This is a genomic window from Streptomyces chattanoogensis (assembly GCF_001294335.1).
GTDB lineage: Bacteria > Actinomycetota > Actinomycetes > Streptomycetales > Streptomycetaceae > Streptomyces > Streptomyces chattanoogensis.
Genome location: NZ_LGKG01000035.1, coordinates 57,008 through 82,740, shown reverse-complemented (window position 1 = coordinate 82,740; position 25,733 = coordinate 57,008). Strand labels below are relative to the sequence as shown.

Here is a 25,733-nt window from a genome sequence, read left to right as displayed (position 1 = left end):
CGTAGGTACAAAATCAGGACAGATGAAGGCCCCGGTGAGGCACACGCCCGCCGGCAGGTCAGAGAACGTCGACGGTCGCGTCGATCACCCTGGAAAGACGGTCGGGCCCTTCGGCAATGCGAGCCATGAGCCGCAGACCGACGACGGCGTTCAGCAGCAGACTCCCGATGGCGTGAGCATCGCGACCGGGCGCGATCTCTCCCGCACGCTGCCCCTCCTCGACCAGCACCCGAAAGGCGCCTTCGGTGCGGTCGAACATGCGTCGGACCAGGTCGGCGGCAGCCTCGTCCGTGCCTGCAAGCTCCGCTGCGGTGTTCACCGCCATGCAGCCGCGACGGTCCGGGTCGGCAAGGTCCGTCTCGGCAAGAAACCGCAACGCCTTGCGCAACCGGTCCTTCACCGGCCCTTTCTCCTCGAGCATCTCGATCAGAGCCAGCGCCTGGCTGTCGCGGTAGCGGCAGAGCGCCTTCTCGAACAGGGCGCGCTTGCTGCCGAAGGCGTTGTAGAGACTGCCCTTGCCGATGCCGAGCGCATCGACGAGGTCCTGCGGCGTGGTGGCGGCGTACCCCTTGCGCCAGAACACCTCCATGGCCTGATCGACGGCAGCATCCGGATCGAACTGCTTAGGCCTTCCCATGATCGGAACTGTATCACCTTTCTGGACCCATAGGTCAAGAACTCGACTCCGCCCGCGAATCGCCTCGACACTGCCGCACCACCCTCGCCCCGCAAGACCGCGAAGCCGCACCCCGCGCGTCACACACCCCGCCCCACCAGCCCCGAGACCCCGGATGGCCGCCTCGATGAGCGATGCGGCATTTTTCATATTATCGTCTCGTAACTGTACGAAGTGGATCTGTTACAGATCGCATCGGGTCAACCAATGGAGGAGAAATGGGCAAGCTTCGCAAGGCGGCCGTCGTGGCCACCGTCCTCGGCAGCGTCAGCTTCCTCGGCGCAGGCACCGCCTCCGCCGCCGGGCATGGCGGCAACTGGTGCAGGTCGCACGACCTGAACGTCGACGTCCTCGGCCAGGTCGGGATCGCCAACGGCATCGCGGGCAACATCCTCAACGGCGAGGGCGGCCCTGGCGGCCAGTTCGGCGGCGTCGGCTCGAGCATGGGCTGCAACGGCGGCGGCTGGTAAGCACCTGCAGCCACGTACGTAACGGACATGGGTGTCTCGGTGTCCGAGCCGCAGGCCCGGACACCGAGACCCGTTTCCGACCCTCTGCGAGGCCCGGGCGTGGGCCGGTTCACCGTGCACAGCGCCCGGGCGTCGATCACAAGGAAGGCAGCACATGTTCAGCCGGAAGAAGATCGCAGTCGTCTCAGGGATCCTGAGCGGCCTCGCCGTGACCTTCGCCGGTGCCGCCGAGGCGTATGCCGGAGGCCCCTCGGACGACTGCACCCGCGACGCCCAGCGCAACAGAATCTGCATCCACAAGAGCCAGTCCGTCCACACCGGCAAGGACGGCAGGTACTCCCTCAAGCAGACGCAGCACTGCTCGACGGCCTCCCGGAACCTCCTGGTGTGGCTCGAAGTCAGCCTGCTGGACAACAAGATCGCGAAACTCGGGCCGGCCGGGGACTGCTCCAACACGGCGTCAGCGCCCAAAAACCTCAAGTACCGAAGGCTTCCAGGAGGACAGCCGGAACGCCCGACCACACTCGCCAGCCGAGACGAGACTGCTCCGGCCTGGGCATCTCACCCCGACACCTGCAATTGCCGTTAGGCGCCCTCAAGCGCCAAGATCGAACGAGGCTGCGCCACGTGAGGTGAGCCCCCGCACCGGCCGTGGAGTTCCGAGGCCGGACCCGGAAAATGAGGCTCCCCACGGCCCCCACCTCACGTCTGCGCCATGTCCACAAACCGCGAATAGTGCCCCTGGAACGCCACGGTGATCGTCGCCGTAGGACCGTTACGATGCTTCGCCACGATCAGGTCGGCCTCACCGGCGCGGGGGGATTCCTTCTCGTAGGCGTCCTCGCGGTGCAGCAGGATGACCATGTCGGCGTCCTGCTCGATCGAGCCGGATTCACGCAGGTCGGAGACCATCGGCTTCTTGTCCGTACGCTGCTCGGGGCCACGGTTGAGCTGCGAGAGCGCGATGACCGGAAGCTCCAGCTCCTTCGCCAGCAGCTTGAGGTTTCGCGACATGTCCGAGACCTCCTGCTGGCGGCTCTCGGCCCGCTTGGAGCCGCCGGACTGCATCAGCTGGAGATAGTCGATGACCACCAGCTTCAGCTCGTTGCGCTGCTTGAGCCGGCGGCACTTGGCGCGGATCTCCATCATCGACAGGTTGGGCGAGTCGTCGATGTACAGCGGCGCGGCCGAGACATCGGGCATCCGCCGGGCCAGTCGCGTCCAGTCCTCGTCCGTCATGCTGCCGGACCGCATGTGATGCAGCGCCACCCGTGCCTCGGCGGACAGCAGGCGCATCGCGATCTCGTTGCGCCCCATTTCCAGCGAGAAGATCACGCTCGGCAGATTGCTCTTGATCGAGCAGGCCCGCGCGAAGTCCAGCGCGAGGGTCGACTTACCCATGGCCGGACGGGCCGCGATGACGATCATCTGGCCCGGGTGCAGGCCGTTCGTCAGGGAATCGAGATCGGTGAAGCCGGTGGGCACACCCGTCATCTGGCCCTGGCGTGAGCCGATCGCCTCGATCTCGTCGAGGGCGCCTTCCATGATGTCGCCGAGCGGCAGATAGTCCTCGCTGGTCCGCTGCTCGGTGACGGCGTAGATCTCCGCCTGGGCCTTGTTGACGATCTCGTCGACATCGCCGTCCGCGGCATATCCCATCTGCGTGATACGGGTGCCGGCCTCGACCAGCCGGCGCAGCACGGCACGCTCGTGGACGATCTCCGCGTAGTACTCGGCGTTCGCGGCCGTCGGGACGGACTGCACGAGCGTGTGCAGATACGAGGCACCGCCGACCCGGCCGATCTCACCGCGCTTGGTCAGCTCCGCGGCGATGGTGATCGGGTCGGCCGGCTCGCCCTTGGCGTAGAGATCGAGGATCGCCTGGAAGACCAGCTCATGGGCAGGGCGGTAGAAGTCTTCGCCCTTGAGGACCTCGACGACGTCGGCGATGGCGTCCTTCGACAGCAGCATGCCGCCGAGCACCGACTGCTCCGCGTCCAGATCCTGCGGGGGGACCCGCTCGAAGCCGCCGGCCCAGGAGCCGCCGTCATCCTCGCCGCGGTCCTGGCGTTCGCCGCGGCCGCGGCCCTTTCCTTCGCTGTGACGGGAGCGGGGCGCCGGCAGCCGGTCGCTCGGACCGGAGTCCGCCCAGGGGTCGTCCATGGGCTCGGGCATGCTCACCCCGGCACCTCCTCCCGTCCGCGACGCGGACCTTGCTGTGCTCTTCTTTCTTACGGCACAGCTCTGACAATCGAGACGCCCGACTCCGGTTACGGCGCGTCGAGTTCGGACGATGTCTCAGGCCGGAACAGGCGGCGGGTGCCGGACCACGGTAGGCCCGCGGGCACCGTCCGCCAATCTGGTTATCCACAGGCCGTGTGGATGACGGGCCTCCAGCTGTGGAGAAGTCCCCTGATCCTGTGCACGGGCCGGGGGAAACTACTGTGGACAAGCACACAATCAGCTCCACCACACGCCGCTGACCTGCACGTTCCTCATCCATAGGCTGTGGGGGAGAAAAACTTCGGCGACCTGTTCAAGATCACGACAAACGGCGCGTGGACGACGACTCCGCACAGCGGAAAGTAAGGATCACATGGCTATTGCATCTCTTACCTGTGGAAGATTAGATTGCCCGCATGACACAGGCTCCCGCGACGCCACGGCGCGCCCCCCGCCGCCATGACCGCGAGATCATCGCACTCGCCCTGCCTGCCTTCGGCTCACTGGTCGCGGAACCGCTCTTCGTCATGGTCGACAGCGCCGTCGTCGGCCACCTCGGCACCCCGCAGCTGGCCGGTCTCGGCGTCGCCGCCGCGCTGCTGACCACGGCCGTCTCCGTCTTCGTCTTCCTCGCGTACGCCACCACCGCCGCGGTCGCCCGCAGAGTCGGCGCCGGCGATCTCTCCGCTGCCATCCGCCAGGGCATGGACGGCATCTGGCTCGCCCTTCTCCTCGGCGCCGCGGTCATCGCGGCCGTGCTGCCCACCGCTCCCTGGCTCGTCGAAGCCCTCGGCGCATCCGGTACCGCCGCCCCGTACGCCACCACCTACCTTCGCATCAGCGCCCTCGGTATCCCCGCGATGCTCGTCGTGCTGGCCGCCACCGGTGTGCTCCGCGGCCTCCAGGACACCAGGACCCCGCTGTACGTGGCCGTCGGCGGCTTCTCCGCCAACGCCGCGCTCAACGCCCTCCTGGTCTACGGCGCCGGCCTCGGGATCGCGGGCTCCGCCTGGGGCACGGTTCTCGCCCAGTGCGGTATGGCCGCCGCGTACCTCACCGTCGTGATCCGCGGCGCACGGCGCAACGGCGCCTCGCTGCGCCCCGATGCGGCGGGGATACGCGCCTGTGCACAGGCCGGCGCCCCGCTGCTGGTCCGGACCCTCTCGCTGCGCGCGGTCCTGATGATCGCCACCGCCGTCGCCGCCCGGCTCGGCGACGCCGAGATAGCCGCCCACCAGATCGTGCTCACGCTCTGGTCGCTGCTGGCCTTCGCCCTGGACGCGATAGCCATAGCGGGCCAGGCCATCATCGGGCGCTACCTCGGTGCGGGCGACCGCGACGGCGCCCGGGCCGCCTGCCGCCGCATGGTCCAGTGGGGCATCGCCTCCGGACTGGTCCTCGGCGTGCTGGTTGCGCTCGCCCGGCCCCTGTTCATCCCGCTCTTCACCGCCGACCCTGCGGTCCACCGCCCCCTGACCACCACGCTCCTGGTCGTGGCGCTCACCCAGCCGGTATCCGGCATCGTCTTCATACTCGACGGCGTTCTGATGGGCGCGGGCGACGGCCGCTATCTCGCCGGGGCGATGGTCGTGACGCTGGCTCTCTTCGCGCCGGTGGCACTGGCAGTACCCGCCCTCGGCGGGGGACTGGTCGCCCTGTGGTGGGCGATGGCCCTGATGATGACCGTGCGGATGCTGACGCTCTGGCTCCGTACCCGCTCGGGCCGGTGGATTGTGACCGGGGCCTCCCGCTGAACTGTCCCGTAACCGCGAGTGGCTGTCGATAATGACCGTGTGCGCGCGTTCGCCAGGAATTCCGTTCTGCCCTTGACGTTCATCGTCATCGTGGCTGCCGCTGTGGTGGGCTACGCCACGGAGGAGGCCGATACCCGCTTCAGCGCAGGCGGCCGCAGCAGTTTCGGCAAGTCCGGCGAGGCGGGCCAGGACCCCCAGGACCAGGATCCTGCCGCGTCGGCCCCGGCCGATGACGGCAATGCGTACACCCCGCGCAGAACGGAGCAGAACGCCCGGGTCGGCGTGGTCTTCGAGAAGGACGACCGCGGCGATCACTTCTGCACCGCAAGCGTCGTCCAGAGCCCCGGCCGGAACATGCTGATCACCGCGGCACACTGCGCCTTCGACGCCGAGGCGGGGACCACCGTGAACGATCTCGTCTTCGCCCCCGACTACCGCAACGGCAAGGAGCCCAGCGGCCTGTGGAAGGTCAAGAAGGTGGTCATCGACAAGCGCTGGGCCAAGTCGCAGGACGAGGATCTCGATATGGCCTTCCTCCTTCTCGACAAGAAGGACGGCAAGCAGATCCAGGATGTCCTGGGCGGCAACACCCTCGGCATCGACCGCGGCTACGACAACGAGGTCAAGATCACCGGCTATCCCACCAGCCGCAACACCCCGATCTCCTGCCAGAACCGCACCACAAAGTTCAGCGACACCCAGTTGCGCATCCAGTGCACCGACTTCGAGGGCGGCACCAGCGGCAGCCCCTGGCTGGCCGACTACGACCCCAAGAGCCACACCGGAACGGTCATCGGCGTGCTGGGCGGCCACGAGGGCGGGGGCGACGAGGACGACGTCTCCTATGCCGCGTACTTCGACGACGACGTCGCCGAGCTGTACAAGCACGCCCAGGACGTGGACTGACCCCCGGTCTGCGGTGCCCCGGACACCACGAAGGGCCGTACCCCGGTGATGGGGTACGGCCCTTCAGCGTGGTGCTGTGATGCTGCGATTACGCGGCAACGACCTCGACACCGAGCTTCGCAACGACCTCGGCGTGCAGACGCACGGAGACCTGGTGCGCGCCCAGGGTCTTGATCGGCGAACCGAGCTCGACACGGCGCTTGTCGACGTCCGGACCACCGGCAGCCTTGATCGCCGAGGCGACGTCGGCCGGCGTGACGGAGCCGAACAGACGGCCCGCGTCGCCGGCGCGAACGGCCAGCTTCACGCTGACGCCCTCGAGCTGGCCCTTGACCTCGTTGGCCTGCTCGATCGTGGCGATCTCGCGGATCTTGCGACCGCGGCGGATCTGCTCGACGTCCTTCTCGCCACCCTTGGTCCAGCGGATCGCGAAACCACGCGGGACCAGGTAGTTGCGGGCGTACCCGTCCTTGACGTCAACGACGTCGCCGGCGGTGCCGAGGCCGGAGACCTCGTGGGTGAGGATGATCTTCATGTGTCGGTCACCCTTCCCTTATCGCGCGGTGGACGTGTAGGGCAGCAGCGCCATCTCACGGCTGTTCTTCACGGCCGTGGCGACGTCACGCTGGTGCTGGGTGCAGTTGCCGGTGACTCGGCGGGCACGGATCTTGCCGCGGTCGGAGATGAACTTCCGCAGCAGGTTCGTGTCCTTGTAGTCGACGTAGGAGATCTTCTCCTTGCAGAACACGCAAACCTTCTTCTTAGGCTTGCGAGCAGGCGGCTTCGCCATTGTCTCTCTCCAGTGAGTTCAAGAAGTTTGTGCTGACGCCCTCAAGGCCGCCCCGGTCGTTCCACGGCGGTGTTTCACGTGAAACACCGCGCCGGACGCACCGGATTACGGACTAGAAGGGCGGCTCGTCCGAGTAGCCGCCGCCGGAGCCGCCGCCCCAGCCACCGCCGCCGCCACCCTGCTGGCCGCCGCCTGCAGGGGCACCGGTCGCCCACGGGTCGTCGGCGGGAGCACCGCCACCGCCCTGCTGGCCACCGCCGGGGCCGCCGCCCCAGCCGCCGCCACCCTGGCCACCGCCCTGCTGGCCGCCGCCGAAGCCGCCGCCCTGACCACCGCGACCGCCGGTCTTGGTGATCTTGGCCGTGGCGTTCTTCAGGCTCGCGCCCACTTCCTCGACGTCGAGCTCGTAGACCGTGCGCTTCACGCCCTCGCGGTCCTCGTACGACCGCTGCTTGAGGCGGCCCTGAACGACCACGCGGGTACCCCGCGTCAGGGACTCGGCGACGTTCTCCGCCGCCTGACGCCACACCGAGCAGGTCAGGAACAGGCTCTCGCCGTCCTTCCACTCATTGGTCTGGCGGTCGAAGGTGCGGGGAGTGGACGCGACGCGGAACTTCGCGACCGCCGCACCGGACGGGGTGAAGCGCAGCTCGGGGTCGTCGACAAGATTGCCGACAACCGTGATGACGGTCTCGCCTGCCATTAGGGGAACCTCTCGGCGGGTGTGCTGCTGGCTGCTGGTGTTGCTGCTACTCGAACCCGGTTACCGCTGGACGCTTGCGCGCTCAGTGGGTCTCGGGACGGAGGACCTTGGTCCGGAGGACCGACTCATTCAGGTTCATCTGACGGTCGAGCTCCTTGACAACCGCAGGCTCGGCCTGCAGGTCAATGACCGAGTAGATGCCCTCGGGCTTCTTGTTGATCTCGTACGAGAGACGACGACGGCCCCAGGTGTCGACCTTCTCGACCTTTCCGTTGCCCTCACGGACGACGGAGAGGAAGTTCTCGATCAGCGGGGAGACAGCGCGCTCCTCGAGATCGGGGTCGAGGATGACCATCACCTCGTAGTGACGCATGTAGAACCCACCTCCTTTGGACTCAGCGGCCACGGTCGTTCCGTGGCAGGAGGGTCATGATGCGTTCCGCACCGAGCCCGGCCGGAGTATCCGGACAGACATAGGCGCAGACCGTACAGAGTACCTTCCTCAAGCCTTCCGGTTGAAATCCGAGCGGGACACCCCTCAATCTGGAACACAACGGGTGTGAGCGGCGTTACAGTGCGCCGCCCTGTCATCGGAGGTGCCGCATGGCACAGGCAGTAAGGACCCAGCGCAGCCTCATCTCGCTGCTCAACAGCGACGGTGAGGCGCATCCCGTCGAGAACACCCTCGCCATCGTGACGATCGTCCTCGGGGCGATCGCCGCCTTCTCCACCCTTTCCCCAGGGCTGCACCTGCTCAGCTCCTGGGTCGGCCTGGTCGGTATCGGCACCGGACTCTGGGGCCAGTTCATCTCGTCGACGACGGGTGAACGCTTCCTGTTGATCATCGGGCTCGGGGCGGCGGCCTTCGGCTTCTACCTCGGCCTGGCCCATGGCGGCCTCTTCGGCGGCGTCATCGGTTAGCGCAACGGATCAGGACGCATCGGGCCCGTGCCCGTACGGCCCAGTGAGGGCGCTCCCCGGTCACAGTAGGCTTCGGCGCGAGAGCCGGAGCCCCGACAATGGGGACACACCTGCCGAGGAGCGCCCCGCATGACCCTGACCCTGAGGACCATCAGTCGAGAGCAGCATCTGGCATACATCCAGAGCCTGCCCGCGGCGAGCCACATGCAGGTCCCTGCCTGGGCGGATGTCAAGGCCGAATGGCGGTCGGAGAACCTTGGCTGGTTCGACGCGAGCGGCGAGCTGGTCGGCGCCGGCCTGGTCCTCTACCGCCAGGTTCCCAAGGTCAAGCGTTATCTCGCGTACCTGCCCGAGGGCCCGGTCATCAACTGGTTCACGCCGAACCTGAAGGACTGGCTGGAGCCGATGCTGGCGCATCTCAAGAAGCAGGGCGCCTTCACCGTGAAGATGGGCCCGCCGGTGGTCATCCGCCGCTGGGACGCCGCGGCGATCAAGGCCGGCATCCAGAACCAGGACGTCAAGCGTCTGCGCGAGGTCGAAGCGACCCATATCGAGCCGCGCGCCTTCGAGGTGGCCGACCAGCTGCGCCGTATGGGCTGGCAGCAGGGCGAGGAGGGCGGTGCCGGATTCGCCGACGTACAGCCCCGTTATGTCTTCCAGGTGCCGCTGGCCAATCGTTCCCTCGAAGAGGTCCACAAGGGCTTCAACCAGTTGTGGCGCCGCAACATCAAGAAGGCCGAGAAGGCCGGTGTCGAGGTCGTCCAGGGCGGCTACGACGACCTGGCCGAATGGCAGCGGCTGTACGAGATCACCGCGGAGCGCGACCGGTTCACGCCGCGGCCGCTGGGTTACTTCCAGCGTATGTGGAAGAGCCTCAACTCCGAGGACCCCAACCGCATGCGGCTGTACTTCGCGCGGCACAACGGCGTGAACCTCTCCGCCGCGACCATGCTGATCGTCGGCGGGCACGTCTGGTACTCCTACGGCGCCTCCGACAACATCGGCCGGGAGGTCCGGCCCTCGAACGCCATGCAGTGGCAGATGCTGCAAGACGCCTACAAGCTCGACGCCACGGTCTACGACCTCCGCGGCATCAGCGACTCCCTTGACGAGAACGACCATCTCTTCGGCCTGATCCAGTTCAAGGTCGGCACGGGCGGGCAGGCGGCGGAGTACCTCGGCGAGTGGGACTTCCCGCTCAGCAAGGTCCTTCAGAAGGCGTTCGACATCGCGATGTCGCTCCGCGGATAGCCTGCGCATCGCCGACAGCTCCACCGCACCGTTCGTACCCTGAGACACCCAGCTACGAGAAAGGTCCCGGGCCCGGCCATGGCGCTCACCCTCTACGTCGACACCGCGCGCTGGCGGGCACACCAGCAGAGCGTGCTCCAGCAGTTCCCCGGGATGGTCCCGGTCTGCAAAGGCAACGGATACGGCTTCGGCCATGAGCGCCTGGCCGAGGAGGCGACGCTCCTCGGTTCCGACATCCTCGCTGTCGGCACGACCTACGAAGCGGCCCGCATCAAGGACTTCTTCAGTGGCGATCTGCTGGTCCTGACCCCGTTCCGGCACGGCGAGGAGCCGGTGCCGCTGCCGGACCGGGCGATCCGCTCGGTCTCCTCCGTCGAGGGTGTGGGCGGCCTGGTCGGCGCCCGCGTGGTCATCGAGGTCATGAGCAGCATGAAGCGGCACGGCGTCAGGCCGGAGGACCTGCCGAAGCTGGCCGCGAGCATCGAGGACGTGCGGCTCGAAGGGTTCGCGATCCATCTGCCGCTGGACCGCGCCGACGGGTCCGACGCGGTCGAGGAGGTCATCGGCTGGATGGACCAGCTGCGGGCCGCCCGGCTTCCGCTGCACACCATGTTCGTGAGCCACCTCAAGGCCCAGGAGCTCGCCCGGCTCCAGCAGCAGTTCCCGCAGACCCGCTTCCGTGCGCGGATCGGCACGCTGCTGTGGCTCGGCGACCACGAGGCCACCGAGTACCGCGGCTCGGTGCTCGATGTGACCCGCGTCGCGAAGGGGGAGCGCTTCGGTTACCGCCAGCAGAAGGCGGCCTCCGACGGCTACTTGGTCGTGGTGGCCGGCGGTACCTCGCACGGCGTCGGCCTGGAGTCCCCCAAGGCGCTGCACGGTGTGATGCCCCGTGCCAAGGGCGTGGCCCGAGCGGGCCTGGCGACCGTCAACCGCAATCTGGCGCCCTATGTATGGGCCGGTAAGCAGCGCTGGTTCGCCGAGCCGCCGCACATGCAGGTGTCCATTCTGTTCGTGCCGGGCGATGCACCCGAGCCGCAGGTCGGCGAGGAGCTGGTGGCCCACCTGCGGCACACCACCACTCAGTTCGACCGCCTCGTGGACCGCTGAACCGGCCTCCGTAACGCCACGGGCCCGGTGCCGCAGAGGAGGTCTGCGGCACCGGGCCCGCTGCGTATCCGCCGTGCTCGGCTCACTTCCGTACGGCGCCCCAGCGCACCGACGGCACCCCTTCGAAGTGTGCTGCGTGCCGTGGCTCGTGTGCGGCCTGCCCGAGCACGAACACATCGGGCGCCCGGTCGAGCACACCACCCGACGGGTCATCGTCCCCGTCCCTGCGCACCACATCGCGCTCCGGCATCAGGATGTCCCGTACGACCACGGCGCACAGGTACAGCGTGCCCAGGAGGTGCAGCACGATCGCGAGCTGATAGCCCTCGGGCGGCAGCCCCTGATGCTTGTCGCCGTTGCTCGTGTAGGCGAGATACATCCAGATCCCCAGGTAGTACATGACCTCGCAGCCCTGCCAGATCAGGAAGTCCCGCCAGCGTGGACGGGCCAGCGCGGCAAGCGGGATGAGCCAGAGGACGTACTGCGGCGAGTAGACCTTGTTGGTGAGGATGAACAGCGCCACGACGAGGAACGCGAGCTGTGCGAAGCGCGGCCGACGCGGCGCATAGAGCGTCAGCAGTCCGATGATGCCGCAGCCGACGATCATCAGCAGCGTGGCGTAGGTGTTGGCGTCCTCCAGGGGGTTCCCGGTGCGCTGCGAGATCAGCAGCCAGAGCGAACCGAAGTCGACCGGCCGTTCCTGGCTGAAGGTGTAGAACTTCGCCCAGCCCTCCCGGATGTGGAATCCGGTCGCATCGTGCTGGATCATCACCGGCAGGTTCACCACCAGCCAGGCCACCACGGCGCCGGTCAGGGCTCTGCCGTATGCCCGCCAGGCCCCCGCACGCCAGCACAGCACCAGCAGCGGCCCCAGCAACAGCACCGGATACAGCTTCGCCGCCGTCGCCAGGCCGATCAGGACGCCGGCCGTCAGCGGGCGGCTGCGCGACCACATCAGCATCCCCGCGGCGGTCAGCGCGACCGCCAGCAGGTCCCAGTTGATGGTGGCGGTGAGAGCGAAGGCCGGTGCCAGGGCGACAAGGAGACCATCCCAGGGACGGCGGCGGTGGGTACGGGCCACGCAGACCGCCATGACGGCGGCGCACACCATCAGCATTCCGGCGTTGACCAGCCAGTAGATCTGCTCGCTGGGGACGCGCTCCTGGATCGACCCCGGGTGCGGTGTCATCCACGAGGCGACCTCCATGAAGAGACCCGTCAGCACGGGGTACTCGAGATACTCCATATCGCCGGGCAGCCGCTGGAAATACGGGATCAGCCCATCGGCGAACCCCCGCCCCACATAGAGATGCGGAATGTCGGAGTAACAGGCGTGGGTGTACTGGGTCGTGGCCCCGAAGAACCACCCGCCGTTGTAGCACGGCAGCTTCTGCACCATGCCGAGCGCGAACAGGCCGATGGCGACCAGCGCGACGACTCGCACCGGCGTCAGCCAGTTCCCTTTGAGCAGCGCGCGCCGGCCGATCGGCCCTCCGATCAGCTCGCTCCCGGCCGCCGCCACCTCATCCCGCTTCGTCGGCCGTACCGGCTCGTCCTTTCGCACGCTCGTCATGGCCCCATCCTGCCGTACGGTCCACGGCCGAATACGGCGAAGCCCCCGGCCCGGTCAACGCGGGTCGGGGGCTTCGTGGGTGCATGTTTCACGTGAAACCTGCTGGATGTTTCACGTGAAACACTGCGCGGTCATTGGCGCTATGAGCCCCCGTGGGGGCCGCCGAAGATACCGCCACCGTCGGTGGGATCAGGCGTCGGAGTCGTATCGCCCCCGGTACTGCCGCCCGGACCCCCGCCGGTGCCGCCACCGTTACCGTTACCACCGCCGGTGCCGCCGCAGCCGATGTCCCACTTGGAGCAGGTGTCGCTGGGGCTGGGGCTCGGCGATTCGCTCGGGGAAGCGGACTCGCTGGGCGTCTCGGACGGGGAGTCCGAGGGCTCCTGCGACGGCGTGGGGGTCGGTGTCGGAGCGGGCATGCCCGGCTCGTCCACTCGCTCACCGATCTTTACGGGAGTCGGGAACGGCTCGGATGGAACGCCCTTCATCGCCTGCAGCATGTACTCGGTCCATACCTCGGTGGGCAGCGCACCACCGTGGATCGAGTCGAAGCCACCGACACCGTTCATGGAAAGCTGCCGCGGGTTCTGCGCATCTTCGCGGAACATCGTGATGGCGGTCGAAAGCTTCTTGGTGTAGCCGACAAACCATGCCGACTTGTTCTCATCGGTGGTGCCGGTCTTGCCCGCAGCCGGCATCCCGAGCCGGCTGGCCAACTTCGCCGTACCGTTCTTGATCACGTTCTCCAGCACGCTGGTCACGTTGTTGGCGATGTCGGAGTCGATCGCCGACTCCGGCGTCGGCTTCTCGAAGCCTGGCTGGTCCTCGCCCTTGTACATCAGCTTGGTCACCGAGTACGGCTCGTACTTGGTCCCCGAGTTGGCGAAGGTCGCATAGGCGTCGGCCATCCGGATCGCGCTCGGTGTGGAGGTGCCGAGGGCGAAGGACGGGTTGAGGTTCTTGTCGAAGCTTTCCGGCGAGATACCCGCCTTGTGTGCCGTTTCCTTGACCTTGTCCATTCCGACATCCATGGCGAGCTGGACGAACGGGGTGTTGACGGACTGCTCCATCGCCTTGGTCAGGGGGATATAGCCCCAGCGGTGGCTACTCTCGTTCTCCTGATAGAAGGGCGAGCCGTCCTGCTTCAGGACATAGGTGCCATCCGCCTTCTTCACCTTGAGATGGTCATTGCCGTTGTAATGGCTCTCCTGCGAGATCCCCTGCTGGTTGCTTTCGCTGGTGCCGTACTTCATCGCTGCTGCGAGCACGAACGGCTTCCACGTCGAGCCGACCGGCACGCCAAAGGTGTCGGCGTTGTTGCTGAAGTGACCCTTGTCGTAGCCCTCGCCGCCATAGAGCGCGACGATCTTTCCGTCTCCCGGTACCACGGAGGCGCCACCGAACTGGACGTATCGGTCCTTGGCGCGCTTCTTCGGGTCGATGTACCGCTTGTTGACCTTCTTCACCGCAGCCGTGAGCTCTTCGGTCTTCTTCCTGTCGAAGGTCGTACGGATCGTGTAGCCGCCCTGGTCGAACTGCCGCTCGTTCATGCCCTGCGCATGCTTCAGCACGTATTTCTTCGCGGTGTCCATCAAGTAGCCGATCTGGCCGCTCTTGCTGGCCACCGGCTTGGGCTGATCCGGCGTGGGGAACTTGCTCATCGGGTACTTGGCCCGGCCCGCCTTCGACATGCGGTGGTTGGCGACCTCCCGGTCGAGGATCCAGGCCCACCGCGCCTTGGCGCGCTTGGTGTTCTCCGCCTTGGTGGCCTGTGGGCCGGTGCCGCCCGCCGGGTCGTACAGATTGGCGCCCTTGAGCACGGTCGCCAGGAGCGCACTCTCGTCCGGCTTGAGTTCCTTGGCATTCTTGCCGTAGTACGCCTGGGCGGCTGCCTGGATTCCGTAGGCACCGCGCCCGTAGTAGCTGGTGTTCAGGTATCCCTGGAGGATCTTGTCCTTGTCCACCTGCCAGCCGACTTTGATCGAGATGAACAGCTCTTTGAACTTGCGATCGAGAGTCTGGTCCTGGTTGAGCATCGCGTTCTTGACGTACTGCTGGGTGATGGTTGACCCGCCCTGGGTCTCGCCGCCCCTGGCCATGTTGAACAGGGCGCGGGCGATTCCCATGGGGTCGACGCCCGAGTCCTGGTAGAACGAGGCGTTCTCCGCCGAGATCGCCGCATAACGCATGGAATAGGGAATTTCGTCTATCGTGACGTTCTGTCGGTTCGTCTCACCGTCGCGAGCCATGACCGAGCCATCGGACCAGAGATAGACGTTGTTCTGCGCCCGGGCGGCGTCATTTTCATTGGGGACCGTCACCACGGCCAGCGCCACACCGGCTGCTCCGACGACCAGACCGGCGAAACCGACGCACAGACTGGCGACCTGCTTCCAGGACGGCACAAAGCGGCGCCAGCCGCTGCGGTTGGCACGCGGATAATCAATGAAGCGCTTCTTGGCGGGCGGCCCGCCGCCGCGCCCGCGCCCTCGGCCCCCTTCGGGGCCGTTTCCGCCACCTCCACCACGGCGGCCTCCACCGCCACGGCCACCGGCGCCACCACCGGCGGCCGCCGCGGGATCAGGTGCCCGCCGACGCCCTCCTCGCTGTGCGGCCCGGCGAGCCTCGGCGCGCCCACCGTACGACTGTTCCTGACCATGCGGATCAGAGGTGGGCGGAGGACTGGCAGCAGACCCACGTGAGGGCGCGGCACGGCGCCCTGTCGACTGCTGCGCGGCACGTCGGGCCGCAGCCCGTCCGCCACCCTGCGGCTGTGGCGGTTTGCGACGGTGCTCGCTCATGGAACGATTACTCCTCGGGCAGGCGCGCTTTCTCGTCGCCTGAAGGCGGCAATTGACTTCAGGTCCCCCCGATGCACGGCCCGCTCCCCGGGTGTGGGCCGCACTACACCGAGGACGGGGACGTCAGATATCGGCCCGCGGTTCCCGGCAGTCTGCATGCCGCACAGACTACGCACCGCCAAAACCTGCCCAGTGTTGAAATTCACTCCAAATCAGTCAGCCGGCGTGGTGCGAATTGATGATGTGACGCCGTTCACCGTGCCCACCCTTGTTCCGTTCGGGGCACCGTTCTATCGTCTGGATGTATCGAGTCGATACATCAGCACGAGATAAAGAACGCGCCAGGCCAAGGAGGCGGAGGATGAGCAGACGATCCGGCATCCTCGAGTTCGCCGTCCTCGGTCTGCTTCGCGAGTCTCCGATGCACGGCTATGAGCTGCGAAAACGGCTCAACACCTCGCTCGGGGTCTTCCGTGCGTTCAGCTATGGCACCCTCTACCCCTGCCTCAAAGCGCTGGTCGCGAGCGGCTGGCTCATCGAGGAGTCGGGCGATGCCCCCGACGGCACGCCCGCAACGGCACTGACGGGGCGCCGAGCGAAGATCGTCTACCGATTGACCGCAGCGGGCAAAGAGCACTTCGAAGAGCTGCTCGCCCACTCCGGACCGGATGCGTGGGAGGACGAGCACTTCGGCGTCCGCTTCGCATTCTTCGGTCAGACATCACGGGACGTTCGGATGCGCGTGCTGGAAGGCCGCCGCAGCCGGCTGGAGGAGCGCCTCGAGAAGATGCGCACTTCCCTTGCCAGGACCCGCGAGCGGCTGGACGACTACACCCTCGAACTGCAGCGTCACGGAATGGAGTCCGTGGAGCGTGAAGTCCGTTGGTTGAACGAGCTCATCGAGAGTGAGCGCACCGGGCGCGATCAGCGCGCACCGGATCCCGTAGAGCAGGACAAGAAGTCAGAAGATGCGGACGGCCTGCCCCGGCACCGGGGTGGTTCCCGGCCGGATCCGTCCGATGACACCACCACATGAGGACCTGCGGTGCCAGGTCCTCATCGAGAACACAGGGAGCAACCGGAATGGGTTCGGTTCGCGTAGCCATCGTCGGCGTGGGCAACTGCGCCGCCTCGCTGGTACAGGGCGTCGAGTACTACAAGGACGCCGACCCGGAGAGCCGCGTGCCTGGCCTCATGCACGTGCAGTTCGGTGACTACCACGTGCGTGACATCGAGTTCGTGGCCGCCTTCGACGTCGACGCCAAGAAGGTCGGCCTCGACCTCTCGGACGCCATCGGCGCCAGCGAGAACAACACCATCAAGATCTGCGATGTGCCGCGCGCCGGCGTGACGGTCCAGCGCGGTCACACCCTCGACGGTCTGGGCAAGTACTACCGCCAGACCATCGAGGAGTCCGCCGAGGCCCCGGTCGACATCGTCCAGGTCCTCAAGGACAAGCAGGTCGACGTTCTGGTCTGCTACCTCCCTGTCGGCTCCGAGGACGCCGCGAAGTACTACGCCCAGTGCGCCATCGACGCCAAGGTCGCCTTCGTCAACGCCCTCCCGGTCTTCATCGCCGGCACCAAGGAGTGGGCGGACAAGTTCACCGAGGCCGGTGTCCCGATCGTCGGTGACGACATCAAGTCGCAGGTCGGCGCCACCATCACGCACCGCGTGATGGCCAAGCTCTTCGAGGACCGGGGCGTCATCCTGGACCGCACGATGCAGCTGAACGTCGGCGGCAACATGGACTTCAAGAACATGCTCGAGCGCGAGCGCCTGGAGTCCAAGAAGATCTCCAAGACACAGGCCGTCACCTCCCAGATCAGGGACCGCGAGATGGGCGAGGACAACGTCCACATCGGTCCGTCCGACTACGTGGCCTGGCTGGACGACCGCAAGTGGGCCTACGTCCGCCTCGAGGGCCGTGCCTTCGGTGACGTTCCGCTGAACCTGGAGTACAAGCTCGAGGTCTGGGACTCCCCGAACTCCGCGGGTGTCATCATCGACGCCCTGCGCGCCGCGAAGATCGCCAAGGACCGGGGCATCGGCGGCCCGATCCTCTCCGCGTCCTCGTACTTCATGAAGTCGCCGCCGGTGCAGTACTTCGACGACGAGGCGCGGGAGAACGTCGAGAAGTTCATCCAGGGCGAGGTCGAGCGCTAAGACGTTCGCCACACCCTCCTTCGCAGGCCCCCGGGAATTCCACCCGGGGGCCTGCGGGCTGTGTGAGGCTGTGCGCCATGCATGCAGTGCGCGATCTCCGCGTATTACTCCGGCTACGCGACTTCCGTTCTCTCCTTGCCGTGCGGCTCCTGTCCCAGGCAGCCGACGGTGTCTTCCAGGTCGCGCTCGCCACATACGTCGTCTTCTCCCCCGAGAAACAGACCTCGCCCGCGGCCATCGCCTCCGCCATGGCCGTCCTGCTGCTGCCCTACTCCCTCCTCGGTCCGTTCACCGGAGTGCTGCTCGACCGCTGGCGCCGTCGCCAGGTCCTGCTGTACGGAAATCTGCTGCGCACCCTGCTGGCCGCCGCGACGGCCGCATTGATCGTGCTCCATGTCCCTGACTGGCTCTTCTATGCCTCGGCCCTCTCCGTGACAGCCGTGAATCGCTTTGTCCTGGCCGGCATTTCGGCCGCGCTGCCCCGCGTGGTCGACAACGAACAGCAGTTGGTGATGGCCAACTCCCTTGCACCCACGGCCGGAACGCTCGCCGCGACGGCCGGTGGCGGGCTGGCATTCGCCGTCCGACTGGCCGGCCCGCATGTCGACGCCTTCGTCATACTGCTTGCCTCGGCCCTCTACCTCTGTTCGTCCCTCACCGCCCTGCGCATGGCACCGGAACTCCTCGGACCGGACCCTTCCCGGCTCCAACCTCATCTGCAGGAAGCCCTGTTGAGCACGGCACGAGGGCTGGTCGACGGCCTGCGTCACCTCAGGCAGCGGCGCACCCCCGTCCGCGCCCTGTCGGCAATGACGGTGATCCGCTTCTGCTACGGGGCTCTGTTGGTCATGGTGCTGATGCTGTGCCGCTACTCATGGGCCGACACCACATCCGACGGCCTGGCCCTGCTCGGCATCACCGTGGTGGTGTCCGGAGCCGGCTTCTTCGCGGCCGCGCTCATCACGCCCTGGGCAGTCGGGCGACTCGGCCCCTTCGGCTGGATCGCCTGCTGCGCCGGGTTGGGCGCGGTATTGGTGCCGGCTCTCGGCCTGTTCTTCATGCCGGGGCCGATGCTTGCCGCAGCGTTTGTGCTCGGCCTCGGCACACAAGGGACCAAAATCTCCACAGACACAGTCGTCCAGTCGTCGGTCGACGATGCCTTCCGAGGCCGCATCTTCGCCATCTATGACGTTCTGTTCAACGTCGCGTTCGTTGGAGCGGCCGCGGTCGCGGCTCTCATGCTGCCGCCGGACGGAAGGTCAACCACCCTGCTCGGCGTGGTGACCGTGCTCTACGCGATGGTGTCCGCGGCAATGATCCGCTTTGGCCACCATTAGGCACCCTCCCCCTCGCCTCATGGCGACCCAGCCCCTGCAGCGAGGCGCCCGGACCGGATACCTTACGGGCGTCCTACACGAGCCTGTACACATCAATATCGGGGGAATCCCATGAGCACGCCGCCTCAGGGCCAGAATCCGTACGGCCAGAATCCTTATCCGCAGGCACCGCAAGCGCCCCAGGCCCCCTACGGCCAGCCCCAGGGCGGCTACGCCTACCCTCAGCAGCCGCAGGCTCCGTACGGGCAGCAGCCGCAGCCGGGTTATCCCACGCCGCAGCAGCCTTACATGCAGGGCGGAGCTCCCGTACCGCCGCAGTATGCACGTCCCCGCCGGTCTCCCAAGGCGATCCTGAAGGCGATTGGCGTTGTCGTCGTCTTGATCGTTCTCGCTGTGGGCTGGGTGAGCAGTTGGAACGATGCCGACACCGCCGAGGTCGGCGACTGCATGAAGAACAACGGCAGCACGATCAACCCCGACCTTGAGGTGGTGGATTGCGGCACCGCAGAGGCCAAGTTCAAGGTGAAGGAGGTGCACTCGGACACCACCGATATGTCCGTCTGCCCCGTCGGCACCACGGCCTACGCGGAGAGCCAGCACCGCCGTAGGGGTTCCGACACGAAGTTTGTGCTCTGCCTTACGAGCGAGAAGTAGAGCCCAGCGGGCACTTCACACATCAATCGGGGCGGTGTTTCACGTGAAACACCGCCCCGTGTTTCACGTGAAACACCGCGACTCATCGACCGCATGTTTCACGTGAAACCTTCAGCCCTGCGCGGCCCACCACTCCTTCAGCGCGGCAATCGCCGCTTCACGCTCCAGAGGACCGCGCTCCAGCCTCAGCTCCAGCATCTGCTTGTAGGCCTTGCCGACCTCCGGCCCCGGACCGATCCCCAGGATCTGCATGATGTCGTTCCCGTCCAGGTCCGGACGGATCGCATCCAGCTCTTCCTGCTCCTGGAGCCGCGCAATGCGCTCCTCCAGTCCGTCGTACGCGCGCGACAGGGCATTGGCCTTGCGCTTGTTACGGGTGGTGCAGTCCGAGCGCGTCAGTTTGTGCAGCCGGTTCAGCAGCGGGCCGCCGTCCCTTACGTAGCGGCGGACCGCCGAGTCCGTCCATTCGCCCGTCCCGTACCCGTGGAAGCGCAGGTGCAGCTCCACCAGCCGCGAGACGTCCTTGACCATGTCGTTCGAGTACTTGAGCGCGGTCATCCGCTTCTTGGTCATCTTGGCGCCCACCACCTCGTGGTGGTGGAAGGAGACCCTGCCGTCCGACTCGAAACGCCGCGTCTTGGGCTTGCCGATGTCATGCAGCAGGGCTGCCAGGCGCAGCACGAGATCGGGCCCGTCCTCTTCGAGGTCGATGGCCTGCTCGAGGACGGTCAGCGAGTGCTCGTAGACATCCTTGTGACGGTGATGCTCGTCACTCTCCAGCTGCAGCGCGGGAAGCTCGGGCAGCACCCGGTCCGCCAGCCCGGAATCGACGAGCAGCCGCAGTCCCTTGCGGGGGTACGCGCCCAGGATCAGCTTGTTGAGCTCATCCCGTACCCGCTCCGCGGAGACGATCTCGATCCGCTCCGACATGGCCTTCATCGCGGCGACCACCTCGGGGGCGACCTCGAAGTCCAGCTGGGCCGCGAAGCGCGCCGCGCGCATCATGCGCAGCGGATCGTCGGAGAACGACTCCTCCGGGGTCCCCGGCGTCCGCAGCACCCGCGCAGCCAGGTCCTCCAGCCCGCCGTGCGGGTCGACGAACTCCTTCTGCGGCAGCAGCACCGCCATGGCGTTCACCGTGAAGTCCCGACGGACCAGATCCTGCTCGATGGACTCGCCGTAGGACACCTCGGGCTTGCGCGAGGTGCGGTCGTAGGCCTCGGAGCGGTAGGTGGTGATCTCGATGTCGAACGAGCTCTTCTTGCAGCCCACCGTGCCGAAGGCGATGCCGACCTCCCATACCGCGTCCGCCCACGGCCGGACGATCTTCAGGACGTCCTCGGGGCGGGCATCGGTGGTGAAGTCCAGATCGTTGCCGAGCCGGCCGAGCAGCGCATCCCGTACTGAACCGCCGACCAGGGCGAGGGTGAACCCGGCCTCCTGGAATCGGCGGGCCAGGTCATCCGCGACGGGGGACACCCGCAGCAGTTCGCTCACGGCACGGCGCTGGACATGGTTCAGCGCGTTCGTCGACTGCGGCGTCCGCTCGGCCGGCGGGGCGGGGAGGTCATTGTTGGCGTTCGGCACAACAGAACAGGGTACGTGGCTGCGCTGGAGGAAGCGTCACCTTAATAAGGGGACGCGATATCCGGCCGTTGTACCGGCGATCATGTGGAGCAGTCCCCGGCACTACGACGCTGCGGGCCTCGTTACCATTCGTGGACGCACATTCCGACGACCACTGACGACGACGAGGGACGGGCGAGCGCGTGGCCGAGGCGGCAGGGTTCCAGGGGACTGAACGGCCGCGCGGCCGATGGCTGCGCAGGACCGTGGCACTGTTCACCGGAACACCCCTGCTCGCAGGCCTGCTCCTGGTCCCGCAGTCGTCCTCCGCGCAGGCCGCCCCGACGGGCTCTCGCACCGTCGACGTCACCATCGAGTCGATGACGCCGTCCGCTCCCACGAAGGCGGATTCGGTCACGATCTCGGGCACGCTGAGCAACGAAGGCAGCAGCGTGATCACCGACGCCCATGTCGGAATGCACCGTGGCTCATCTCTCAGCGGCCGTAGCTCCATCGACACCGCAGCCCAGCGCACCGGCTACGTGCCCGGCGTGGACGGACCGGAGGTCAAGGGGCACAAGGAGAAGATCGACAAGCTGGATCCCGGCGCCCGCCGCTCCTTCTCCCTCAGTGTGCCGGTGAAGGACCTCGATCTCGGCGACGACGGGGTGTATCAGCTCGGTATCTCCCTGTCAGGGCGCACCCAGGCCGCGCCGGTCGAGCGCGTACTCGGCATCGACCGGACCCTCCTGCCCTGGCAGGACGGGAACGCCGGCAAGAAGACGCAGCTCACCTACCTGTGGCCGCTGATCTCCTCGACGCATCTCACCGCCGAGACCGATGCCGCACAGACCCCGGTCTTCCGCAACGATGACCTCGCCGCGGAGATCGCGCCCGGCGGCCGACTGCAGCAGATGGTGGCGCTCTCCAAGAACCTGCCGGTGACCTTTGTCATCGATCCCGATCTGCTGGCCAGCGTCGATGCCATGACGAGGACGTACAAGGTCGACGGTCCGGACGGCCCAGTGGGCAAGAACCAGGCCGTCGCCAAGCAGTGGCTGAACGACCTCGAGAAGGCGGTGAAGACCCACGAGGTCATCGCCCTGCCGTTCGCCGACCCTGACCTCGCCTCCCTCGCCCACCACGGCAAGAGCGTGCCCAGCGCACTCAGTCACCTCGGTCCGGCCACTGACCTCGCCGCCACGACCGTCGACACGGTGCTGGGCGTCACACCGCGTACGGACTTCGCATGGCCCGTCGACGGTGCCATCGACTCCTCCATCGTCGATGTCGCCACCTCGGCCGGCGCGCACAACGTCATCACCCGCAGCGACAGCCTGCGTGAGACCGGCGGACTGCCCTACACGCCGACAGCGGCCCGGCCCATTGGCGGCGGCAACACCGCCATCGTCGCGGACGCACGGCTCTCGCGGGCGTTCGAGGGCGATATGTCGAAGGCGGACAACGCCTCCCGCGCGGTCCAGCAATTCCTCGCCCAGACCCAGATGATCAACCTCCAGGCCCCGGACCGGCAGCGCAGCATCGTCGTGACACCGCAGCGCATGCCGTCGGCCGCCCAGGCCCATGCGATGGCCACCGCCCTGCGGGCCCTGGAGGAAGGGCGCTGGACCGAGCCGCTGGACCTCAGCGACGCGACCGTCGCCAAGCCCGACCCCGCGGCCACCCGCCGCGTTCCGAGTGACGCCGCCTACCCGGGCTCGCTGCGCAGGGAAGAACTCCCCGCCGGCGCCTTCCGCAAGATCCAGGAGACCCAGTCCGCACTCGACGACTACCAGGTGATCCTGGCCCAGCCGGAGCGTGTGGTGACGCCGTTCGGCACGGCCATAATGCGTGAGATGTCGACCGAGTGGCGGGGCAACCCCACGGGTGCCGGTGCCTTCCGCAACTCCGTGCGCGGCTATCTCGACGGCCTCACCAAGAAGGTGCACCTGATCCAGAAGTCGGATGCGACACTCTCCGGGCGCAGCGCGACGATTCCGGTGACGGTGCAGAACAACCTGGTCCAGGGCGTCGAGGGCATGACGCTGAAGCTCACCTCGTCCCAGCCCAACCGCCTGGACGTCGGGAAGCCGCAGGAGATCAAGGTGGACGGCGGGCACAGCCAGTCGTTCAAGTTCGACACCACGGCGAACGCCAACGGCCGCGCCTGGGTGACCGCCCAGCTCTACACAGCGGACGGACGGCCCTACGGTGAGCCGATGAGGTTCCAGGTGAACGTCACCGAGATCACCGCGACCGTGATGCTCGTCATCGCCGGCGGTGTGCTGCTCCTGGTCCTTGCGGGCGTGCGGATCTACCTCCAGCGCAAGCGGATGGCCTCGGCCCCCGCCGAGGGCGGATCCGACGGCGAAGGCCCGGACGGCGAAGACGGCACGAACGGCGACAACGGCGGCACGGACGGCGACGAGCCCGAGCAGCCGAGTGACCCCGCGCCGGACACCGGTTCGGAAAACACCGACCGGTCCGGCTCAGGTGAGAAAGTGGACCGTTGATAGGCAGCGGGGCCGGATGGCCCGCAACGGATGAGATGGGGCAGCGATGAACGCGCCGTACGACGGTGACCGCAGCCGGGACGCCCATGGCGACCCCGCTGGGCCGGTCCCTGCGACGCCCCAGGTGCCCGCAGCTCCCGGCCCCTACGTCCAGGACGCCTACCGCAACGACCCGCACCACGCGCAGCACCCGACGGCGCAGGGTCCGGTCGCCGAGGGGCCGTACAACCGCGGCGCATACCCGCCGCCTCCGGGTCAGGCCACTCAGCCTCTCCACCGGCAGGCGCCTGCGGCTCAGCACACCCCGGACCCGCAGTTCTGGGCGGCGCCTCCGCCGTCCGGACCCGAGGGCCAGAACCGCGATCTCCCGTACGACGACGCCGCGACCGCGCAGTTCGTGGGTGTCGACGACTTGATCACCCAGGCCTCCGACGAGCGCCCGGAATCCGATGCCTTCGCGCATCTGTTCCGGGACCAGCAGCCCTACGACCCCCAGCGCCCCGCACCGGCTCCGGCGGCAACCGCCGCGGCCGGGGGAGCGGGGGCGCCGGTGCCCGAGGCCGTACCGCAGCAGTCCGCGCCTTCGCAGGAGTCCACTCCCGCGAAGGCCGGCAAACAGTCCGGTGGCCGCGCCTCCGGCCTGCTCAAGTCCAGCGCCGTGATGGCCGCGGGCACTATGGTGTCCCGGCTCACGGGCTTCATCCGCTCCGCACTGATCGTCGCGGCGCTCGGCGGTGCCGTCCTCGGTGACTCCTGGCAGGTCGCCTACCAGCTGCCGACGATGATCTTCATCCTGACCATCGGCGGCGGTCTGAACTCCGTGTTCGTCCCACAGCTCGTCCGCGCGATGAAGGAGGACGACGACGGCGGCGAGGCCTACGCCAACCGCCTGCTCACGCTCGTCATCGTGATCCTTGGAGCGCTGACCGTCGTGGCGGTGGTCGCCGCGCCGCTCCTGGTGAAGCTGGTCTCCCTGGACATCTCCCGCGACCCGGCGGCCAACGAGGTCGCCGTGGCGTTCACCCGCTACTGCGTGCCCACGATCTTCTTCATGGGTCTGCACGTCGTGATGGGGCAGATCCTCAACGCCCGCGGCCGCTTCGGCGCGATGATGTGGACCCCAGTCCTCAACAACATCGTCATGATCGCCACCTTCGGCCTGTTCATCTGGGTCTACGGCTCGGCCAGCACGTCGCACATCGGCGTCACCACCATCCCCTCCGAGGGCATCCGGCTGCTGGGCATCGGCACCCTCCTCGGCCTTGTGGTCCAGGCGCTGGCGATGATCCCGTACCTGCGCGACGCCGACTTCAAGCTCCGGCTGCGCTTCGACTGGCGCGGCCACGGTCTGGGCAAGGCCGCCAAGCTCGCCAAGTGGACTGTTCTGTTCGTCCTCGCCAACCAGGCAGGCGTCCTCGTCGTCACCCAGCTCTCCACCTGGGCCGGCAACACCGCCGACCATCAGGGCCACCCGGGCACCGGCTTCATCTCCTACGCCAGCGCACAGCTGATCTGGAACATGCCGCAGGCGATCATCACCGTTTCCGTGATGGCGGCGCTGCTGCCGCGCCTGGCGCGTTCCGCGCACGACGGCGACACCGCGGCCGTCCGCGACGACATGTCCCAGGGGCTGCGTACCTCCGCCGTCGCCATCGTCCCGATCGCGTTCGGATTCCTCTCCCTCGGCGTCCCGCTGTGCACCCTGGTCTACGGCTCGTCCGGCGCCGGCATCCCGATGGGCTACATGCTGATGGCCTTCGGCATCGGCCTGATCCCGTTCTCGGTGCAGTACGTCGTCCTGCGCGCGTTCTACGCGTACGAGGACACCCGCACCCCCTTCTACAACACGGTGATCGTCGCCGCGGTCAACGCTGCCGCCTCCGCGCTCTGCTTCCTGGTCCTCCCCGCGCGCTGGGCCGTGATCGGTATGGCGGCCTCCTACGGCCTGGCGTACATCATCGGCGTCGGCGTGGCCTGGCGCCGCCTGAGCAAGCGGATGGGCGGCGACCTCGACACCGCGCATGTCGTGCGCACCTATGCACGGCTGGCCGGCGCCAGCGTTCCGGCCACGGTCATCTCCGGAGCCGTGGTCTACGGCATCATGCAGACACTCGGCAGTGGGTTCACCGGCTCGCTCGCCGCCCTCATCGGCGGCAGCGCCGCACTTCTGGCGGTCTTCTACGCAGCCGCCCGGAAGATGCGGATCCAAGAGCTGAATGCCCTGGTCGGGATGGTTCGCGCCAAGCTGGGGCGCTGACCGGGCACAACCATCGGCCGCCACCGTGTGTCGTGCATAGTGGCGGACTGTGGGCACAATTG

The 25,733-nt window shown here is 67.4% G+C and carries 22 protein-coding genes; 13 read left to right on the top strand and 9 right to left on the bottom strand.

The annotated features are described in order from the left end of the window. Positions 1-58: 58 nt before the first annotated feature. Positions 59-637, bottom strand: coding sequence for a TetR/AcrR family transcriptional regulator (locus tag ADL29_RS07155; protein WP_053922877.1), 579 nt, complete (start codon positions 635-637; stop codon positions 59-61). A gap of 257 nt (positions 638-894) precedes the next feature. On the opposite strand from ADL29_RS07155, the gene ADL29_RS07150 reads away from it, so the two are divergent. Both ADL29_RS07150 and ADL29_RS07145 read left to right on the top strand, forming a co-directional pair. Next, positions 895-1,146 (top strand): hypothetical protein, encoded by a 252-nt coding sequence (locus tag ADL29_RS07150; RefSeq protein WP_046927045.1) that lies wholly within the window; start codon positions 895-897, stop codon positions 1,144-1,146. 154 nt (positions 1,147-1,300) lie between these two features. Then, entirely contained in the window at positions 1,301-1,735 is a 435-nt protein-coding gene (locus tag ADL29_RS07145; RefSeq protein WP_053922876.1) for a hypothetical protein, read from the top strand. Between the two features lie 113 nt (positions 1,736-1,848). On the opposite strand, the gene dnaB is transcribed toward ADL29_RS07145, so the two are convergent. Then, positions 1,849-3,309, bottom strand: a complete 1,461-nt coding sequence (gene dnaB / locus ADL29_RS07140; protein WP_053922923.1) for a replicative DNA helicase — start codon at positions 3,307-3,309, stop codon at positions 1,849-1,851. Between the two features lie 476 nt (positions 3,310-3,785). Here dnaB and ADL29_RS07135 point away from each other — a divergent pair, with 476 nt between their 5' ends. Continuing rightward, positions 3,786-5,123 (top strand): MATE family efflux transporter, encoded by a 1,338-nt coding sequence (locus ADL29_RS07135; RefSeq protein ID WP_053922875.1) that lies wholly within the window; start codon positions 3,786-3,788, stop codon positions 5,121-5,123. Between the two features lie 39 nt (positions 5,124-5,162). Further along, complete coding sequence (locus ADL29_RS07130; RefSeq protein WP_046927047.1) at positions 5,163-6,029, top strand: trypsin-like serine peptidase; 867 nt, start codon at positions 5,163-5,165, stop codon at positions 6,027-6,029. 88 nt (positions 6,030-6,117) lie between these two features. Here ADL29_RS07130 and rplI read toward each other — a convergent pair whose 3' ends face one another. The 4 genes from rplI to rpsF form a co-directional block, all read right to left on the bottom strand. Beyond that, positions 6,118-6,564: a 50S ribosomal protein L9 gene (rplI, locus tag ADL29_RS07125; RefSeq protein WP_046927048.1), complete on the bottom strand. Its 447-nt coding sequence runs from the start codon at positions 6,562-6,564 to the stop codon at positions 6,118-6,120. A gap of 18 nt (positions 6,565-6,582) precedes the next feature. Next, entirely contained in the window at positions 6,583-6,819 is a 237-nt protein-coding gene (rpsR, locus tag ADL29_RS07120) for a 30S ribosomal protein S18 (protein ID WP_003978893.1), read from the bottom strand. A 112-nt stretch (positions 6,820-6,931) separates the two neighbouring features. Beyond that, positions 6,932-7,522: a single-stranded DNA-binding protein gene (locus tag ADL29_RS07115; RefSeq protein ID WP_046927049.1), complete on the bottom strand. Its 591-nt coding sequence runs from the start codon at positions 7,520-7,522 to the stop codon at positions 6,932-6,934. A gap of 82 nt (positions 7,523-7,604) precedes the next feature. Beyond that, the gene (gene rpsF / locus ADL29_RS07110; protein WP_003978891.1) at positions 7,605-7,895 is read right to left on the bottom strand and encodes a 30S ribosomal protein S6; all 291 of its coding nucleotides are present in this window, start codon (positions 7,893-7,895) and stop codon (positions 7,605-7,607) included. 230 nt (positions 7,896-8,125) lie between these two features. On the opposite strand from rpsF, the gene ADL29_RS07105 reads away from it, so the two are divergent. The 3 genes from ADL29_RS07105 (at position 8,126) to ADL29_RS07095 (ending at position 10,804) form a co-directional block, all read left to right on the top strand. After that, the gene (locus ADL29_RS07105) at positions 8,126-8,443 is read left to right on the top strand and encodes a hypothetical protein (protein ID WP_053922874.1); all 318 of its coding nucleotides are present in this window, start codon (positions 8,126-8,128) and stop codon (positions 8,441-8,443) included. 129 nt (positions 8,444-8,572) lie between these two features. Next, entirely contained in the window at positions 8,573-9,694 is a 1,122-nt protein-coding gene (locus tag ADL29_RS07100; RefSeq protein WP_053922873.1) for a lipid II:glycine glycyltransferase FemX, read from the top strand. 78 nt (positions 9,695-9,772) lie between these two features. Beyond that, positions 9,773-10,804, top strand: a complete 1,032-nt coding sequence (locus ADL29_RS07095) for an alanine racemase (protein WP_053922872.1) — start codon at positions 9,773-9,775, stop codon at positions 10,802-10,804. 82 nt (positions 10,805-10,886) lie between these two features. Here ADL29_RS07095 and ADL29_RS07090 read toward each other — a convergent pair whose 3' ends face one another. Next, complete coding sequence (locus ADL29_RS07090; RefSeq protein ID WP_053922871.1) at positions 10,887-12,377, bottom strand: glycosyltransferase family 87 protein; 1,491 nt, start codon at positions 12,375-12,377, stop codon at positions 10,887-10,889. A gap of 140 nt (positions 12,378-12,517) precedes the next feature. Then, positions 12,518-15,178, bottom strand: a complete 2,661-nt coding sequence (locus ADL29_RS07085) for a transglycosylase domain-containing protein (protein WP_211274261.1) — start codon at positions 15,176-15,178, stop codon at positions 12,518-12,520. A 361-nt stretch (positions 15,179-15,539) separates the two neighbouring features. Here ADL29_RS07085 and ADL29_RS07080 point away from each other — a divergent pair, with 361 nt between their 5' ends. From ADL29_RS07080 to ADL29_RS43990, 4 genes are all read left to right on the top strand, one after another. Then, positions 15,540-16,214: a PadR family transcriptional regulator gene (locus ADL29_RS07080; RefSeq protein ID WP_053922869.1), complete on the top strand. Its 675-nt coding sequence runs from the start codon at positions 15,540-15,542 to the stop codon at positions 16,212-16,214. Between the two features lie 47 nt (positions 16,215-16,261). Beyond that, complete coding sequence (locus ADL29_RS07075; protein ID WP_053922868.1) at positions 16,262-17,344, top strand: inositol-3-phosphate synthase; 1,083 nt, start codon at positions 16,262-16,264, stop codon at positions 17,342-17,344. A 77-nt stretch (positions 17,345-17,421) separates the two neighbouring features. After that, the gene (locus ADL29_RS07070; protein ID WP_053922867.1) at positions 17,422-18,681 is read left to right on the top strand and encodes an MFS transporter; all 1,260 of its coding nucleotides are present in this window, start codon (positions 17,422-17,424) and stop codon (positions 18,679-18,681) included. A gap of 111 nt (positions 18,682-18,792) precedes the next feature. Beyond that, positions 18,793-19,335 (top strand): LppU/SCO3897 family protein, encoded by a 543-nt coding sequence (locus tag ADL29_RS43990; protein WP_063788404.1) that lies wholly within the window; start codon positions 18,793-18,795, stop codon positions 19,333-19,335. 111 nt (positions 19,336-19,446) lie between these two features. Here the strand turns inward: ADL29_RS43990 and ADL29_RS07060 are convergent, their stop codons facing one another. After that, positions 19,447-20,922, bottom strand: a complete 1,476-nt coding sequence (locus ADL29_RS07060) for a CCA tRNA nucleotidyltransferase (RefSeq protein ID WP_053922866.1) — start codon at positions 20,920-20,922, stop codon at positions 19,447-19,449. Between the two features lie 245 nt (positions 20,923-21,167). Between ADL29_RS07060 and ADL29_RS07055 the strand changes: the two genes are divergently transcribed. After that, a complete protein-coding gene (locus ADL29_RS07055) occupies positions 21,168-23,414 on the top strand; it encodes a DUF6049 family protein (protein ID WP_053922865.1) in 2,247 nt (748 codons plus the stop codon). Between the two features lie 46 nt (positions 23,415-23,460). Beyond that, positions 23,461-25,671, top strand: a complete 2,211-nt coding sequence (gene murJ, locus ADL29_RS07050) for a murein biosynthesis integral membrane protein MurJ (RefSeq protein ID WP_053922864.1) — start codon at positions 23,461-23,463, stop codon at positions 25,669-25,671. Positions 25,672-25,733 lie beyond the last annotated feature (62 nt).

What these genes read in the sequence shown, in the direction of transcription:
- ADL29_RS07155 (WP_053922877.1), bottom strand. Translation starts at nt 637, where the DNA reads ATGGGAAGGCCTAAGCAGTTCGATCCGGATGCTGCCGTCGATCAGGCC.
- ADL29_RS07150 (WP_046927045.1), top strand. Translation starts at nt 895, where the DNA reads ATGGGCAAGCTTCGCAAGGCGGCCGTCGTGGCCACCGTCCTCGGCAGC.
- ADL29_RS07145 (WP_053922876.1), top strand. Translation starts at nt 1,301, where the DNA reads ATGTTCAGCCGGAAGAAGATCGCAGTCGTCTCAGGGATCCTGAGCGGC.
- dnaB (WP_053922923.1), bottom strand. Translation starts at nt 3,309, where the DNA reads ATGGACGACCCCTGGGCGGACTCCGGTCCGAGCGACCGGCTGCCGGCG.
- ADL29_RS07135 (WP_053922875.1), top strand. Translation starts at nt 3,786, where the DNA reads ATGACACAGGCTCCCGCGACGCCACGGCGCGCCCCCCGCCGCCATGAC.
- rplI (WP_046927048.1), bottom strand. Translation starts at nt 6,564, where the DNA reads ATGAAGATCATCCTCACCCACGAGGTCTCCGGCCTCGGCACCGCCGGC.
- rpsR (WP_003978893.1), bottom strand. Translation starts at nt 6,819, where the DNA reads ATGGCGAAGCCGCCTGCTCGCAAGCCTAAGAAGAAGGTTTGCGTGTTC.
- ADL29_RS07115 (WP_046927049.1), bottom strand. Translation starts at nt 7,522, where the DNA reads ATGGCAGGCGAGACCGTCATCACGGTTGTCGGCAATCTTGTCGACGAC.
- rpsF (WP_003978891.1), bottom strand. Translation starts at nt 7,895, where the DNA reads ATGCGTCACTACGAGGTGATGGTCATCCTCGACCCCGATCTCGAGGAG.
- ADL29_RS07105 (WP_053922874.1), top strand. Translation starts at nt 8,126, where the DNA reads ATGGCACAGGCAGTAAGGACCCAGCGCAGCCTCATCTCGCTGCTCAAC.
- ADL29_RS07100 (WP_053922873.1), top strand. Translation starts at nt 8,573, where the DNA reads ATGACCCTGACCCTGAGGACCATCAGTCGAGAGCAGCATCTGGCATAC.
- ADL29_RS07095 (WP_053922872.1), top strand. Translation starts at nt 9,773, where the DNA reads ATGGCGCTCACCCTCTACGTCGACACCGCGCGCTGGCGGGCACACCAG.
- ADL29_RS07090 (WP_053922871.1), bottom strand. Translation starts at nt 12,377, where the DNA reads ATGACGAGCGTGCGAAAGGACGAGCCGGTACGGCCGACGAAGCGGGAT.
- ADL29_RS07085 (WP_211274261.1), bottom strand. Translation starts at nt 15,178, where the DNA reads ATGAGCGAGCACCGTCGCAAACCGCCACAGCCGCAGGGTGGCGGACGG.
- ADL29_RS07080 (WP_053922869.1), top strand. Translation starts at nt 15,540, where the DNA reads ATGAGCAGACGATCCGGCATCCTCGAGTTCGCCGTCCTCGGTCTGCTT.
- ADL29_RS07075 (WP_053922868.1), top strand. Translation starts at nt 16,262, where the DNA reads ATGGGTTCGGTTCGCGTAGCCATCGTCGGCGTGGGCAACTGCGCCGCC.
- ADL29_RS07070 (WP_053922867.1), top strand. Translation starts at nt 17,422, where the DNA reads ATGCATGCAGTGCGCGATCTCCGCGTATTACTCCGGCTACGCGACTTC.
- ADL29_RS43990 (WP_063788404.1), top strand. Translation starts at nt 18,793, where the DNA reads ATGAGCACGCCGCCTCAGGGCCAGAATCCGTACGGCCAGAATCCTTAT.
- murJ (WP_053922864.1), top strand. Translation starts at nt 23,461, where the DNA reads ATGAACGCGCCGTACGACGGTGACCGCAGCCGGGACGCCCATGGCGAC.